This is a genomic window from Methylobacterium gregans (assembly GCF_022179245.1).
Taxonomy (GTDB): Bacteria; Pseudomonadota; Alphaproteobacteria; order Rhizobiales; family Beijerinckiaceae; genus Methylobacterium; species Methylobacterium gregans.
Map to the genome: position 1 here is coordinate 1 of NZ_BPQM01000016.1, position 13925 is coordinate 13925.

The 13925-nt window shown below is 71.0% G+C and carries 13 protein-coding genes and 1 pseudogene; 6 read left to right on the forward strand and 8 right to left on the reverse strand.

Translation table 11 applies throughout. The annotated features are described in order from the left end of the window. Positions 1-66: 66 nt before the first annotated feature. From MFF54_RS03745 to MFF54_RS03760, 4 genes are read right to left on the reverse strand one after another with little or no spacing between them, the layout of a single operon-like run. Positions 67-1032 carry a DUF1839 family protein gene (locus MFF54_RS03745; protein WP_238301298.1) on the reverse strand — a complete coding sequence of 322 codons (966 nt, stop codon included), beginning with the start codon at positions 1030-1032 and terminating at the stop codon, positions 67-69. Between the two features lie 4 nt (positions 1033-1036). Next, positions 1037-1996 carry an amino acid--[acyl-carrier-protein] ligase gene (locus MFF54_RS03750; RefSeq protein WP_238301299.1) on the reverse strand — a complete coding sequence of 320 codons (960 nt, stop codon included), beginning with the start codon at positions 1994-1996 and terminating at the stop codon, positions 1037-1039. After that, positions 1996-3153, reverse strand: a complete 1158-nt coding sequence (locus MFF54_RS03755) for an acyl-CoA dehydrogenase family protein (protein WP_238301300.1) — start codon at positions 3151-3153, stop codon at positions 1996-1998. The genes MFF54_RS03750 and MFF54_RS03755 overlap by 1 nt, the downstream gene beginning before the upstream one ends. Before the next feature lie 2 nt (positions 3154-3155). Then, positions 3156-3410 carry an acyl carrier protein gene (locus MFF54_RS03760; protein WP_238301301.1) on the reverse strand — a complete coding sequence of 85 codons (255 nt, stop codon included), beginning with the start codon at positions 3408-3410 and terminating at the stop codon, positions 3156-3158. A 207-nt stretch (positions 3411-3617) separates the two neighbouring features. Here MFF54_RS03760 and MFF54_RS03765 point away from each other — a divergent pair, with 207 nt between their 5' ends. Genes MFF54_RS03765 through MFF54_RS03775 form a run of 3 tightly spaced genes read left to right on the forward strand, consistent with a single transcriptional unit; the run spans position 3618 to position 8153 of the window. Beyond that, positions 3618-4883, forward strand: a complete 1266-nt coding sequence (locus MFF54_RS03765; protein ID WP_238301302.1) for an acyltransferase family protein — start codon at positions 3618-3620, stop codon at positions 4881-4883. A 13-nt stretch (positions 4884-4896) separates the two neighbouring features. Continuing rightward, positions 4897-6888, forward strand: a complete 1992-nt coding sequence (locus MFF54_RS03770) for a GumC family protein (protein WP_238301307.1) — start codon at positions 4897-4899, stop codon at positions 6886-6888. Beyond that, the gene (locus MFF54_RS03775; protein ID WP_238301303.1) at positions 6885-8153 is read left to right on the forward strand and encodes a hypothetical protein; all 1269 of its coding nucleotides are present in this window, start codon (positions 6885-6887) and stop codon (positions 8151-8153) included. Before MFF54_RS03770 ends, MFF54_RS03775 begins: the two co-directional genes overlap by 4 nt. 316 nt (positions 8154-8469) lie before the next feature. Here the strand turns inward: MFF54_RS03775 and fliJ are convergent, their stop codons facing one another. Next, positions 8470-8877, reverse strand: a complete 408-nt coding sequence (gene fliJ, locus MFF54_RS03780; protein WP_066918072.1) for a flagellar export protein FliJ — start codon at positions 8875-8877, stop codon at positions 8470-8472. Between the two features lie 61 nt (positions 8878-8938). Continuing rightward, positions 8939-10291, reverse strand: a complete 1353-nt coding sequence (fliI, locus tag MFF54_RS03785; protein WP_238301304.1) for a flagellar protein export ATPase FliI — start codon at positions 10289-10291, stop codon at positions 8939-8941. Positions 10292-10710: 419 nt separating this feature from the next. On the opposite strand from fliI, the gene ctrA reads away from it, so the two are divergent. Further along, the gene (gene ctrA, locus MFF54_RS03790) at positions 10711-11412 is read left to right on the forward strand and encodes a response regulator transcription factor CtrA (RefSeq protein WP_066927780.1); all 702 of its coding nucleotides are present in this window, start codon (positions 10711-10713) and stop codon (positions 11410-11412) included. Between the two features lie 329 nt (positions 11413-11741). Here ctrA and MFF54_RS03795 read toward each other — a convergent pair whose 3' ends face one another. After that, a complete protein-coding gene (locus tag MFF54_RS03795; protein WP_238301305.1) occupies positions 11742-12164 on the reverse strand; it encodes an organic hydroperoxide resistance protein in 423 nt (140 codons plus the stop codon). Between the two features lie 266 nt (positions 12165-12430). On the opposite strand from MFF54_RS03795, the gene MFF54_RS03800 reads away from it, so the two are divergent. Further along, positions 12431-12949, forward strand: a complete 519-nt coding sequence (locus tag MFF54_RS03800) for a MarR family winged helix-turn-helix transcriptional regulator (RefSeq protein WP_238301306.1) — start codon at positions 12431-12433, stop codon at positions 12947-12949. 102 nt (positions 12950-13051) lie between these two features. Here MFF54_RS03800 and MFF54_RS03805 read toward each other — a convergent pair whose 3' ends face one another. Then, on the reverse strand, positions 13052-13411 hold the full coding sequence (locus tag MFF54_RS03805; protein ID WP_066925012.1) for a c-type cytochrome: 360 nt from the start codon (positions 13409-13411) through the stop codon (positions 13052-13054). 306 nt (positions 13412-13717) lie between these two features. On the opposite strand from MFF54_RS03805, the pseudogene MFF54_RS03810 reads away from it, so the two are divergent. Continuing rightward, positions 13718-13925, forward strand: a pseudogene (locus tag MFF54_RS03810) (FAD-binding oxidoreductase); the annotation flags it as partial.

The following is a 13925-nucleotide window of genomic DNA, read 5'->3' on the forward strand; positions in this document are numbered from 1 at the left end:
CTGTGCGGTGCGGACCCCCTTTCCCCGCACGCGGGGAAGGGGGGTCCGCACCGCACAGGAGGACCTTCAAGCCAGCGCACGATCCAGCGTCGTGAACACCGCATCGTACTGTGCCGCCGCGTTGTCGAGGCGCGCGCCGAGGTTCTGCGCGCTGCGGCGGTGGAAGGCGCGGGCGAGCTGGAACTGGAAGGTCTTGGCCTCCTGTGCCAGCGTCCCCGCCGCCTCGGCCGCCGCTGCGAGATCGGCCGCGCCGTGCCCGTCGAGCCAGCGCAGGTGGCTGCCGAGCAACTCGAAGTTCGCTCCGAGCTGGCGCGTGGTGTTGAAGGCATAGGCGTGGAACACACCGAGCGAGCGCTCGACCAGCGCGTCTGCGCTTCGCGAGAGTGCCGCCTGGAAGGCGAGGATCGGGTTCCGCGCCGGCGCCCGGGCGCGATGGCGCCGGAGCAGGTCGAGGGCCGCGCCCGGGAGCTCGGCGTCCGGCAGCGGCGGGGCACCCGCCTTCACGAACTCCGCGTAGGGCGGCAGCGCGGCGGGGGCGAAGATGCCCTCGTAATCGGCGCCCGACAGCGTGAAGCGGCCGGCATTGTGCAGGTAGTCGAGCGTCCTGGCCCCGGGGTCGAGCGCCAGGATGCCGATCGTGGTCTTGGCGTGGCTCCGGCCGTAGGTCGTGCCCGCGGTGTCGGGCAGGTAGAGCGCGTCGACCTCGACAAGGACCGGGCAGCCGCGCGCGGCCTGCACGAGGGCGTGCCGCTCCAGCCCGTCGTAGACCGCGAGCTCGTGGATCTCCAACCCGTAGAGCCGGTCGATGTCGGCGGAAGGCGGCTTGAAGAAGGTGAACTGGTCGCCCTCGAAATCCTGCCGCAGGGTGAAGCCCAGCAGCGCCTCGGGCACCAGGCCGCGCCCGTGCAGCAGCTCGATCCAGAGATCGACGTAGCAGTTCGTCTCCGGCCAGTGCCGGTCGGCGGCGTGCAGCGGGTGCGCGATGTAGGCCGGGGCGGGCTCCGGCCGCGCTAGGTCGAGGGCGGCGCTCACCGCCTCAGCCCCAGAGCACCCGGCGCACGGCCTCGGGCCAGGCGGCGAGGTCGAGGCCGTGATGGCGCAGCAGCGCCAGGGTGATCCGCTCCAGCCCGAAGCCGACGCAGGCCGTGTGGGCGACGCTGCCGTCGGCCTGAGTAAGGCCCCAGGTCGTGCCGAAATGGTCCTGATGGTAGTTGAAGCTGAGGCAGGCGGTCGGCTTCTCGACGCTGTTGACCGGCACGTTCAGCTCGAATTTCAGCCCCTGTGCCCGCTGGTTGTTGGCGAGCATGCGGCCGGCGCGCCCGAAGAACGGGTCGTTGGCGGCGTCGATCGCGAGCGGGAGCGCGAGGTCGCGGATCATCTGGGTGCCGCGCTCCAGCCAGGATTCGCGGAAGGCCAGCACCTGGTCGGGGCTGCCCATGCGCACGTACTCGCGCATCCGGAAGAGTTGCATCCGGGTCGGTTCCAGCGAGGGCTCGCGCCGGAAGCAGTAGGATTGCAGGTCGAACAGCCGGCCCTCCGCCGGGAGCGCCCCGCGGGCCGCCGCGACCGGGTAGAGTGGGTAGCAGGCGGCCGGCGTCAGCACGATGTCGGTGGCCTTCTGGCCCGCCGTCCAGTCCTCACCGGCCTCGACGCAGGCCAGCAGCTTCGCGTGCTCGCCCTCGTGGCCGCAGAAGCTGTGCACGGTGCCGGCGAGGTTCGGGAAGCCCTTGAGATAGCCCGAGCGCTCGAAGGCCGGGCGGCTCATGCCGGGGGGAAAGCGCAGCACCTCGGCGTTGTCGGCCGCACCGAGGCGCCCGATCAGCCGGTCGAGAGCCTCGACCACGCTCTCGAAGGCGCCGCTGCGGCCGTAGAGGCCGTCGACGCCCGTGCGGACCAGGAGGCCCTGGTCGAAGAGCCGGTCGAGGAAGGTCGGCTCGGAGAGGCCGTCGTCGTCGAGGGGCTCGCAGAAGGTCGGGGCGGAAGCTAGCGATTCCATCACGCGCTCATGAGCTGGCCAGCGCTCTTCTGCACGAGCAGGAGCTTGGCGGTGTTGGCGAGGATGCGGTCGTTGCCGATCATCAGCGGCGCCGAGAGGACGTCGCGTAAGGGGCGGCCGAGGCTGAAGGGGGTGCCGTTCTTGTACCCGGCGAGTCCGACGATCCCGAGCGCGCGCTGGACGATGTCGACCGCCATGTCGGAGGCGGTCGTCTTCAGGTTGTTGAGCATCACCGAGAAGGCGAGCGAGTCGAGAAGGTCGGCGTTCCCCTGCGCGTCCTCGAAGCGGCGCAGCGCCGAGACCAGCGTCGCCTTCATGGCCTGCAGCGCGTTCGACAGTTCGGCGAGCCGCAGCGCGGTCGGCGGCACTTGGCCCTGCCGTTTGCGGGCCTCGGCCTGCACGAAGACCCGGGCGCGGTCGACCGCGTAGCTCGCGATGCCGAACCACACGCTGCTCCAGAGCAGGTGCGAGGCGGCGAGCATCGACTGCGCGGCGATCTCCGCGAAGGGCTTGGGCAGGATCTGCTCGACCGGCACGCCGCGCGCCTCCAGCCGGAAGCCGTCGCTGCAGGTGCCGCGCATGCCGAGCGTGTCCCAGGTGCTGGTGCGCTCCAGCGTGATCTGGTCGGCCATGAGCGCCACCAGCACCTGATCGGAGGTGGCCGCCTCGGCGTTGCGCCGGGCGGTGGCGAGGATCAGGTCGGCCTGCGCACCGTAGGAGATCACCGAGGCGTCCTTGCCCAGGGCGAACGTCGCGCCCTCCGCCTCGACGGCGCAGAGGCTGTTGCGCAGGTCGCCGCCGATGCCGGCCTCGGTGGTGGAGGAGGCGACGAGCAGTTGCTCGCCCGCGATCCGCTCCATCAGGCGGCAGTGCCACGCGCTGTCGAGCCCGTGGCTGACGAGGCTCGACACCTTGATGTGGTGCATGGCGAAGACCATCGCCGCCGCGCTGCAGGATTGGCCGAGCGCGAAGCAGCCCTCCGCGATGTCCGTGAGGCCGGAGCCCTCGCCGCCGAACTGCCGCGGGATCTGGAGGCCCAGAAGGCGCTCGGCCTTCAGGGCGGCGACCGCTTCCGCGGGGAAGCGGCCTTCGCGGTCCACCGCGTCGGCGTGAAGCGCCGCCACCGAGGCGGCGCGGGCGAAGCGCTCGGCCAGCATGGTCAGGCGGCTTCCGCCTGGACCAGGCTCGAGACGGTCTCGCGGATGCTGCGGATCGTCGAGAACGATTTCCGGCTCAGCAGATGGTCGGGAAACTCGACGTCGAAGTGCTCCTCCAGCGCCAGCATGAGCTGCACCGAGCCGAACGAGTCGAGACCCTTGTCGAACAGGTTTTCGTCCTCCGAGATCTCCCCGGCGATCGGGGCGAGAGCCTCGTTCCGCGCGAGAATATTGCGAATTGCTTCCGGCGAAACCATCACGGTCTCCTGTAAATTAGCCTGTTTTACAGGTAAAACCCGGAGCGAAAGAAAGTCAAACCCGTTCCGGATCCGTGGTAAACCAGAAACCAACCGACCCTAGACCCGGATCGAGACGGCGATTCACATCTCGTTACGGCATCGGTCCTGCTGCCCGGGATCGAGGGAGCGCGCGCCGCTCCCGCTGCCGGACGGGAACGCGCGACGATGGAACAGAGGTCGGATACGGGACCGGGATCGGCGTCCCGTTTCGAAACGCTCGACGCCCTGCGGGGCGTCTGCGCGCTCGCGGTCGCCTTCTTCCACATGCCGTTCGCGCACCCGTTGCACGGCGCGCCGCGCTTCGACAACGTGCAGTTCTGCGTCGACGTGTTCTTCGTGCTGTCGGGCTTCGTCCTGCTACACGGCTACGGAGACCGGCTGGCGAGCCCGCGCCAGGCGCTGCACTTCATGCTGGCCCGGTTCGGGCGTCTGTGGCCGCTCCACGCCGCGACACTCGGGCTGCTGGTCGCGCTGGAGGTGGCGCGCCTCGTCTACCTCGCGGGCCATCCGGGCACACCGGTGGTGACGCCGCCCTTCGGTGCGGCGCACCGGCCGGTCGAGGTGCTCACCCACCTACTGTTCCTGCAGGACTTCCTCACCTTCGGCGAGTTCAGCTGGAACTTCCCCTCTTGGAGCATCGCGGTCGAGTTCTACGCCTCGCTGGTGCTGGCCGGCACCGTGATGCTGGCGGGGCCGCGGGCGCGCTGGACCTTCGCGGGACTGGCCCTGCTCGCGGCCCTCGCCCTGCACGCGGCGAGCCCCGGGACCCTGTTCGCCATCCAGGACTGGGGCATCCTGCGCTGCCTGTTCGACCTGTTCGTCGGCTGCTTCGCCTACTGCCTGCGCGATGCGGCGCGCGTTCCGGACCATTGGGCGGGCCGGGCCGAGGCCCTGGCGCTCGCCCTCCTCCTCGGGGTCGCCACCCTGGTCCCGCCGGGAAACTGGGCCTACGGGGCACCCCTCGTCTTCAGCGCTGCGATCGCGCTGTTCTCGCACGGCCGCGGGACCGTCTCGGCCGCGGCCAGGCACTGGCTACCCCAGACGCTCGGCCGCTGGTCTTTCTCGATCTACCTCCTCCACCTGCCGGTGCTGCAGGTCGTCCTCACCGGACTGCACTACGCGGTGCCCCGCTCCTCGATTCCGGCGGCCGGCGCGAGCGTCGATCTCGGCGGCCCGCTCCTCAACCTCGCGGCGGCACTCGGCATCGTCGGCGCCACCACGCTCCTGGCGGGGCTGAGCTACCGGTTCGTCGAGCGGCCGTCCCGCGCCTGGTTCAGGATGCCCAATCCGCGGACCGGCACCGGTCGGACGGGCCGCGTGTCTCAGCGCGTGTCTCAGATTGAGAAGGCGTCACTCGCGCCGACCGGTGGGGATTGGTCACCAATCGGACAGTATTTCTGGAGCCGAGCAGTGTTGCGTCGACCGGAGTGACGTCTTGGAACAGGTGCGGGCCTTGCCGCCGACCGGATCGGTCCCGGGGCCCCGCCCTTCCGGTGCAGCATCGGGCGCTCCCGCGGGCGCCCCGGCCGGCGGGACGCTCGCGGACCTCTGGGGCTCCGCGCGGCGGCGCTGGTTCTGGATCGTGGCGGGCGCCCTGATGGCCGGTGGGCTCGGTGCGCTCTTCGCGCTCAAGCAGACGCCGAGCTACCGCGCGAGCGTCGAGATCCTGATCGATCCGCAGGCCCTCCAGATCGTCGGGCGCGGCCTCGCCCGGACCGACACGCCGGCGCAGCTCGACTTCGCCAACCTCGAGAGCCAGTCGCTGATTCTGCTGTCGGCCAAGGTGCTGGATCGCGTGGTCGCGCGGCTGAACCTCGCCGAGGACCCGGTCCTCGTGCGCGGGGCCAAGCCCGGCATCGACCGGGCAGGCCTGGCGCTCGAGGCCCTGCGCAAGCGTCTGATCGTGCGCCGGGTCGAGACCTCGCTGATCTTCCAGCTCAGCGCGTCCTATCCCGAGCCGCGCCGCGCCGCCGAGATCGCCAACACGGTGGCGGCGGTCTATTTCGAGGTCGCGGCGAGCGACCGCCTCGCCGCGGTCCGGCGCGCCAACGACACGCTGCTGACGCAGCTCAACGACCTGCGCGGGCAGCTCGACCGGGCCGATCTCGCCGTCGAGCGCTACCGGGCCGACAAGGGGCTGATCGGCTCGGGCGAGTCCGGCCTTCTCGTCTCGCAGCAGCTGCGCGACCTCTACGGGCAGATCACCACGGCGGAAGCCGAGCTCGCCCGGCTCTCCGGCCGGCGCGAGAAGGCCAAGGCCTGGGCCGCCGCCGACGGGCCGCCCGCGACGCCGGAGGCGGGCGCCTCCGCGGTGATGATCTCACTGCGCGCCCAGCACGCCCAGAGCACGCAGGAGATCGCCCAGCTCTCGCGCAGCCTGGGCCAGAACCACCCGCAGATGATCGCGCTCGCGGCCCAGCGCGCCGCGACCGTGCGGCTGATCGCGGCGGAGGCCGACCGCATCCGCCGCACCATCGACGAGGACGTGCGCCGCGGCGAGGAGGGCCTGAAGCTCCTGCGCCGGCGGGCGGAGGCGCTGGTCTCGTCGCAGACCAGCAGCAACGAGGAGGGGATCCGCCTGCGCCAGCTCGAGAGCGAGGCCGAGGCGATCCGGCGCACCTACAACCTCGTGCTCGGCCGCTCCAAGGACCTCGAACAGCAGGAGGTGATCAATCCGAGCAACTCGCAGATCGTCTCCCAGGCCACGCCGCCGCTGAAGCCCTCCGACACGCCGATGCCGATCATCGCCGCGGCCGGCACCCTGGTCGGCGCCGTGCTGGGCCTCGCCGCCGGCTTCCTGTTCGATCGCTGGCGCGGGACCTTCGCCTCGGCCGCCGCCCTGAGCGCCTCCGGCCTGCCTGTCTGGGCACGACTGCCCGCGCAGCACCGCGCCGGGCGCGGCGATCCGGATGCCGAGCAGGCGCTCGTCGCGGTGGCCCGGGCGCTGCGCGACCGCCTCGCCGCCCGGTCCGGCGCGACGATCACGGTCGCCTCCGAGGGGCTCGGAGCGGAGCGCCTGCGCACGGCCCACATCCTCACCGAGCTCCTGATCCGGCTGGGCGAGCCGGCGCGCCTCGTGCCGGGCACGCTGCGCCCGCAGCGGACGCTCGCGGAGCCCGCAGGCGGGCGCGACGGTAGCATCGGCCTCCGGCCGCTGCCGGCCCCGGCGGCGCACGGGCTGGTGGTCACCGAGCGCGACTTCACGGACGGCGAGAGCTGGCTCGCGATCCCCGAGACCTCGGACGCGATCGTGCTGGTGATCGCCCCGGGGCGGACCACGCGCGGCGGCCTCGAGCGGGTGATCGAGATCCTGGACGGGAGCGGCCGCTTCCGGCGCGCGGGCCTGATCGGGATCGTCGCGGCGCAGCCGGCCCGGGCGCGGATCGCCCGCCGCACGGTGCCGCGGACCGCCGCCGTGGCCGTGAGACCCGCGTGACCGCCGTGGACGCGCGGGCGCCCTACCAGTCGCGCGCCGCGCACTGCGCGCTGATGGGCGCGCTCCTGTTCAACGCCGGGCTCTGCTGTCTCAACACGGTCGGCTTGCCCGTGACCGGCGGCACGGTCGCCGGTGCGGAGGCCTGCATCGTGATGCTGGCGCTGGCCTTCGCGCTCGACGCGCGCGCCGGCCCCTGGCTGGTCCTCGCGGCCCTGGCGGCCTACGCGATCCTGATCCTCGTGCTGCGGGGCTCGACCGACCCGAAGATGATCCGCGACCTGCTGATCCCGGTCGCCTTCTACAATCTCGGCCTGCGCGCGCCCGACATCCGCGACGCCGACCGCGCGGCGCTCGCCGCGGGGCTCGTCGTGGTGGCGATGGGCGTGTTCGAGTACGCGGCCCTGCCGGTCTACGAGCAGTGCTTCAACATCGTGCGCTACTACATCGCCCGCGGCACCATGACGGCGGCGGAGATCAACGGCCTCACCGGCTCGCTCTTCGTGAGCGGGGTGCGGCCGGACGCGCGCACGATCCTGCCCTTCCTCGGGCCGCATCGCGTCTCCTCGGTCTTCCTCGAGCCGGTCTCGGCGGGCAATTTCGGCGCGATCCTGTTCGCCTGGGGGCTCTACCGGCCGGGCATGCGCGGCCGGGCGCTGCTGTTCGGCTGCGCGGCCGTGACCATCATCCTGGCGGATGCCCGCTTCGGCGCCGTGGCCTGCGTGGCGGTTGCCGCCGCGATGCTGGCGGCCCACCGGCTGCCGCGCCTGCTCTGGTTCGCGCTGCCCTGCGCGATCCTGCTGGCGCTCGCGATCTGCGGCTTCGAGAGCACGGCATCGGACCGGACCAACAACTTCGTCGGGCGGCTGCTGGTGGCCGCCGACATCATCACCGCGCTGCCCGTCGAGGGCGTGCTGGGGATCAGCCCCGAGAAGGTGTTCGTCTCGGATGCGGGCTACGCCTACGTGCTGCTCCAGATCGGGCTCGTCGGCGGGCTGGCGGCGTGGCTGCTCTTCGTTCTGATGCCGATCGGCAGCGCGGATGCGTGGCGCCTGCGCTGCGCCGTCGCGACCTATATCTGCCTGCTGCTCGTCATCAGCGACTCGCCCTTCTCGATCAAGACCGCGGCCCTGCTCTGGTTCCTGCTGGGCGCCGCCGACGGGGCAGGCGAAGATCCCGGCTGCTCCGAAGAGGAGGTACCGGCATCGCCCCCCTATGCGGGGGCTCTCGCGAGCCCGTGGCCGGGACTTTCGGGGATCGCGCGGTAGCGAAAGGCGCGAACGGGTCGGGCGCCTCCGCGGCGCTCGTCCCGGGCACGCGGAGCGTGGGCCGAGGGGGCTTCGGCCCGGCCCGGCGCGAAGCGGCGCTCCCCCGCAAAGGCGACGGCGACGGATATCAGAGAAGAGAGAGGGAGATCGCGCCGGCTCGCGGCACGCCCGTTCCCCGGATCCGTGCGACCGGTCCGGCCGGCGCGGCTTGGAGGAACAACGCGCGAGCGCGCCGCATCGGCGGCACGGGGCCAGCGATGCGGCGCGCGGAAATCGGAACGGTCGCGCCGCGCCGAGGGCGCGGCGGTAGGGACGCTCAGGCCCGGGCGCGGCCGAGGCCGATGCCGTCCATGGCGGCCTGCTCGCGGGCGGCCTCCGCGGCGCGCTCGGCGGAGCGCTCGCGGTCGTCCAAGATCTCGACCTTCTTCAGGTCCTCGAAGGCCTCGCCGAGCTCAGCCTTGGCCTCGGCGAGCTGGTCCTCCAGCGCGGCGGCCGACTGGCGCATGTTGTCCCGGCGGCCGGCGGCGGCGCGGGCATAGGTCGGGTAGGCGAAGTGGGCGGTGTCGGAGATCCCTGCGCGGGCCTCCTCCTGGGCGATCTCTCGGTCGAGCTCCTGCGCCATGCGCAGGAAGTCGGCCATCATCATCTCGATCTGGGTGACGCGGCGGCGCTTCTCATCGACCTGGAAGCGGCGCAGGCGGATCAGCGTGTCACGCGATTTCATGGGGGGACGCTCACTCCACGCTTCGATCGAGGCCCCGCCCGGTCATGCCGGGACCAGCCTCTCAACCCGCCCCCACGATCTGGGCGAGACGTGCGTAACCTTCGCCGATGGACGTTGCTTCTTCCTTACCCTGTCCCAGAAAAGCCTCGATATCCGGCATCAGCGCCACCGCCTCGTCGACCTCCGCCGAGGAGCCGGCCCGGTAGGCGCCGAGGCGGATCAGCTCCTCCATGTCGCTGTAGGTGGCGAGCACCCGGCGGGCGCGCCGCACCACCGGCAGGAAGGCCGGGTCGCAGGAGCGCGGCATGGTGCGGGAGACCGAGCGCAGCACGTTGATCGCCGGGTAGCGCCCGCGCTCGGCGATGGCGCGCTCCATCACGATGTGCCCGTCGAGGATGCCCCGCACCGCGTCGGCCACCGGCTCGTTGTGGTCGTCGCCCTCGACCAGCACCGTGAAGAGCGCCGAGATGGTCCCCTCCCCCACCCCGGGCCCGGCCCGCTCCAAGAGGCGCGGCAGCTCGGAGAACACGGTCGGCGTGTAGCCCTTGGCGGTCGGCGGCTCGCCCGCGGCCAAGCCGATGTCGCGCTGGGCCATGGCGAAGCGGGTGATCGAGTCGATCATGCAGAGCACCCGCGCGCCCTGATCGCGAAAATGCTCGGCGACCGAGAGCGTCACGTAGGCGGCGTTGCGGCGCATCAGGGCCGGCTCGTCGGAGGTCGCCACCACCACGACCGAGCGGGCGAGGCCCGCCGCCCCGAGATCGTCCTGCAGGAATTCCTGCACCTCGCGGCCCCGCTCGCCGACGAGGCCGATCACCGCGACGTCCGCGGCGGTGTAGCGGGCGAGCATCGAGAGCAGCACCGACTTGCCGACGCCAGAGCCGGCGAAGATGCCCATGCGCTGGCCGGCGCACATGGTCAGGAAGGTGTTGATGCAGCGCACCCCGAGATCGAGCGGCGTTCCCACCCGGCGCCGCGCATGGGCCGGGGGCGGGTCGGCCCGCAGGGGATAGATCTCCGGCCCCTGCGGCAGGGGCCCGAGCCCGTCGACGGGGCGTCCGAGGGCGTCGATCACCCGGCCGAGCCAGCCCTGGGACGGGCGGATCGCGCCGGCGGCCTCGTCCCGCACGAAGGCCGGGCAGCCGCGGCGCACGCCCTCCAGAGAGCCGAACGGCATGGCAAGCGCCCGGTCGCCCTGGAAGCCGATCACCTCGCAAGGGATGAGGCCGGCCGCGCCCTCGACATCGAGCCGGCCGCCGAGGCGCATCGCCGAGACCGGGCCCGCCACCTCGACGAGCAGCCCGCGGATCGCCACCACGCGGCCGTAGGTCTCGACCGTCTCGACCCGCTCCAGCGCGGCCCGCAGGGCCGCGAGCGAGGGCAGCGAGGTCCTTGCCGGAGGATTCTGCGACACCCCCACCCCTCTCAACGCTTCGTTTACCTCCCTCCTTAACACTGCGCTCATCGGGCTTGTAGCGACCCGTACCCTCGATGCCGGACAGGAGCCTTCGGGCTCCGGGCCGACAAGCCGAGCCGGCGTGACCGGCAGGCAACAGGGGGGAGGGATCCGTTGCGGGCGAGGCACTTGGGCAGGGGATCGAGCGTTTGGTACGCACGGCGTTGCGGTAGCTGTGAGAACAGACCGTCAACGACTCGGGCTCCGGCCCGGGTGAGATGCGAACGGATCGCTTGCAACCCGGAATCAGGTTTTGTTAACGATTAACGCATAGCGTCGTACGTCAATGTCGTGGCAACGCTCTTCCACAGGACCGTGGGCGAGCGCGGCGGGGACGTGTCCGTGCGATATGCGGCCGGCGGGGCTGGGGACCGACGATGCGGGTACTTCTGATCGAGGACGACAGCGCCACGGCGCAGAGCATCGAGCTGATGCTCAAGTCCGAGAACTTCAACACCTACACCACCGATCTCGGTGAGGAGGGCGTCGATCTCGGCAAGCTCTACGATTACGATATCATCCTGCTCGACCTGAACCTCCCCGACATGTCGGGCTACGAGGTTCTGCGGAGCCTGCGCGTCGCCAAGGTCAAGACGCCGATCCTGATCCTGTCGGGCATGGCCGGCATCGAGGACAAGGTGAAGGGCCTCGGCTTCGGCGCCGACGACTACCTGACCAAACCCTTCCACAAGGACGAGCTCGTCGCCCGCATCCACGCGATCGTGCGCCGCTCGAAGGGCCACGCCCAGTCGGTGATCACCACGGGCGACCTCGTGGTGAACCTCGACCAGAAGACCGTCGAGGTCGGCGGCGCCCGCGTGCACCTCACCGGCAAGGAGTACCAGATGCTGGAACTCCTCTCGCTCCGGAAGGGCACGACGCTGACCAAGGAGATGTTCCTCAACCACCTCTACGGCGGCATGGACGAGCCCGAGCTGAAGATCATCGACGTCTTCATCTGCAAGCTGCGCAAGAAGCTCGCCAACGCCAGCCAGGGCCGCAACTACATCGAGACCGTCTGGGGCCGCGGCTACGTGCTGCGCGAGCCGAACGAGGTCGAGGAGCGCATCGCCGTCTGACGGTCGCGCCAGAGAGAATCGCCGCACCCCGCCGGTGCGGAACAGGGCCTGCCGCCGCGATCCCCTCGCGCCGGCGGGCCCTTTCGTTTTTGGGGACGAAGGCCGCCTTCGCGCCCTCACACACGGCCCGAAAAGTCGGCGGCGATCCTCGAAGCGGGCCCGAACCGCGCCGAGCCCCCGCTCCCGCGCAGGAGAGTGGGCACCTCGTCCAGGTCCCGTGAGCGCGCGTTTCGGCAAGCCCCGACGTGAGAGGGCGAGCCCGGTCGCTCGACCAGGCTCGCCCTTGGAGTTTCGCCTGCGCCGGTCCTGCCGACGCGATGGTCCGACGGTCAGGCCGCCGAGACGTCGACCCGGATGTTGCCGCGGGTGGCGTGCGAGTAGGGACAGACCACGTCGGCGCGCCGGACGATGTCTTCGGCTTGGGCGTGCTCGATGCCCGGCAGCGTGGCACGGAGGGCGACGGTGAGGCCGAAGCCAGTGCCGTCGTCGCGCTTGCCGATGCCGACCTCGGCCTCGACCTTCGCGTCCTCCGGGATCTTCACCTTGTCCTGCGCGGCCACGAACTTGATCGCGCCGAGGAAGCAGGCGGCGTAGCCGGCCGCGAAGAGCTGCTCGGGATTGGTGCCGGGACCGCCGTTGCCGCCGAGTTCCTTCGGGGTGGCGAGGCCGACGCTCAGCCGTTCGTCGTTCGAGGCGGCGGAACCCTCGCGGCCGCCGGTCGCCTGGGCATGGGCGGTGTAGAGTGCCTGCATGATAATCTCCTCGTCCTCTTCAGGATCCGCGTGGACTTCGGCGATCGGTCGCGAGACGCGACCCCAAGCTCCGCGGCGTTCCGGTGAAAGCCAAAAACGATTGCGCGCAACCTATATGCCAGATGCGGCCGCAGGTCTCAATTGCGCGCAATCGATAGGTGCCTTGCGGTCAGTTCATTGTGCGCGAACGGCCCAGTGGCTAGGATGTTGCTTTCATGCTGGCGATGGGCGGTCTGGCTCGGGTGGCCGGACGGGAGTTGAGTTTCATGTCAAGCCGACCAGACGCTGCGGCCCGCGCGCCGCGCAAGACCGAGGGCGACGTTCCACCAGCCCGCACCATCGACCCGGCCGACCCGCAGCGCCTCGACAATCAACTCTGCTTCGCCGTCTACGCGGCCGCGCACGCCTTCGGCCGCACCTACCGCGCCCTGCTGGGCCAGCACGACCTGACCTACCCGCAATATCTGGTTCTGCTGGTCCTCTGGGAGGAGGAGGGGCTGACCGTAAAGGAGATCGGCAACCGCCTGTTCCTCGATTCGGGCACGCTGACGCCCCTGCTCAAGCGGCTGGAGGCGTCGGGCCGCGTGCGCCGCGCGCGGGACCGGGTCGACGAGCGGCAGGTCAGCATCTTTCTGACGCCGGAGGGGCGCGCCTTGCGCGAGGAACTCGCCTGCGTCCCGAATCAGGCCGGCGGCATGACGGGCCTCGACATGGAGGGGCGCCGGGCGCTCCTCGACACGCTCGTCACCCTGCGCAACGGGCTGCACGGAGGCGTCCCCTGCTGAGGTGCGGAAACGAGAAGGCCGCCCCCGCCGATGCGGGAGCGGCCCGGATGGACCGTAGCGCCGGTCCCCCCTCCGACAAATTCTCGGATCAGCTCTTGGAGATCAGCTCTTGGACTTGAGATAGGCGATCACGTCGTCGAGCTTCTTCTCGTCCTTCAGGCCCGGATAGACCATCTTGTTGCCCGGCACCTTGGCCTTCGGGTCCTTCAGCCACTCCTTGAGGTTGGCCTCGTCCCAGGTCAGGCCCGAGTTCTTCAGGGCGGCCGAGTAGTTGTAGCCCTCATAGGTGCCCGCCTTGCGGCCGACGACGCCCTTCAGGTCCGGTCCCACGCCGTTCTTCTCGAAATTGTGGCACGCCTTGCAGGGCGCGAACGCCTTCTCGCCGGCCGCCGCGTCGCCCTCTGCCTGGGCGGCGACGGGCAGGAGCAGCGCGAGGGCGGCGCCGAGGATCATGTGACGCATTCGTTTTTCCTCCGTTGGGCGGATCTACGCCGCCTGGGTTTATGGCAGAGCTTGAGCCCTTAGAACAGGTCAAGACTGGACCGCTTGGCATCTAGGGCGCGTGGACGCGGGACAAGCCTCCCGCCGGCCCGCTCGCCGGTACGTTTGCTCCCGCACGCGGCGGATCCGGTGGGCGACGCACTTGGATCAGAGCGCCAGGATCCGCTAACATCCCCGCCAAACCGCCGGCCAGCCGCCCCAGCGCCCACGGACGAAGGTCGGGAGCGGGCACGGCACCGGGACGAGACGCCAGAGGACGCCAACGTCATGTCGATCCGCTTTCCGGACCCGGATCCCGGGATCCTCGCCCGCCGCGAGACGATCCTGGCCGGCCTTCGCCCCCTGGTCGGGCCCGAGGCCCTCGTCACCAGCGAGGACGAGCGCCGCGCCTTCGAGACGGACGGGCTGACCGCCTACCGCAAGATGCCGCTGGCCGTGGTGCTGCCCTCGACAACCGAGGAGGTCTCGGCGGTGA

Excerpts from the sequence above, each read along its gene's own strand:
- MFF54_RS03750 (WP_238301299.1), bottom strand. The coding sequence starts at position 1,996 with ATGGAATCGCTAGCTTCCGCCCCGACCTTCTGCGAGCCCCTCGACGAC.
- MFF54_RS03755 (WP_238301300.1), bottom strand. The coding sequence starts at position 3,153 with ATGCTGGCCGAGCGCTTCGCCCGCGCCGCCTCGGTGGCGGCGCTTCAC.
- MFF54_RS03760 (WP_238301301.1), bottom strand. The coding sequence starts at position 3,410 with ATGGTTTCGCCGGAAGCAATTCGCAATATTCTCGCGCGGAACGAGGCT.
- MFF54_RS03765 (WP_238301302.1), top strand. The coding sequence starts at position 3,618 with ATGGAACAGAGGTCGGATACGGGACCGGGATCGGCGTCCCGTTTCGAA.
- fliJ (WP_066918072.1), bottom strand. The coding sequence starts at position 8,877 with ATGAAATCGCGTGACACGCTGATCCGCCTGCGCCGCTTCCAGGTCGAT.
- ctrA (WP_066927780.1), top strand. The coding sequence starts at position 10,711 with ATGCGGGTACTTCTGATCGAGGACGACAGCGCCACGGCGCAGAGCATC.
- MFF54_RS03795 (WP_238301305.1), bottom strand. The coding sequence starts at position 12,164 with ATGCAGGCACTCTACACCGCCCATGCCCAGGCGACCGGCGGCCGCGAG.
- MFF54_RS03800 (WP_238301306.1), top strand. The coding sequence starts at position 12,431 with ATGTCAAGCCGACCAGACGCTGCGGCCCGCGCGCCGCGCAAGACCGAG.
- MFF54_RS03805 (WP_066925012.1), bottom strand. The coding sequence starts at position 13,411 with ATGCGTCACATGATCCTCGGCGCCGCCCTCGCGCTGCTCCTGCCCGTC.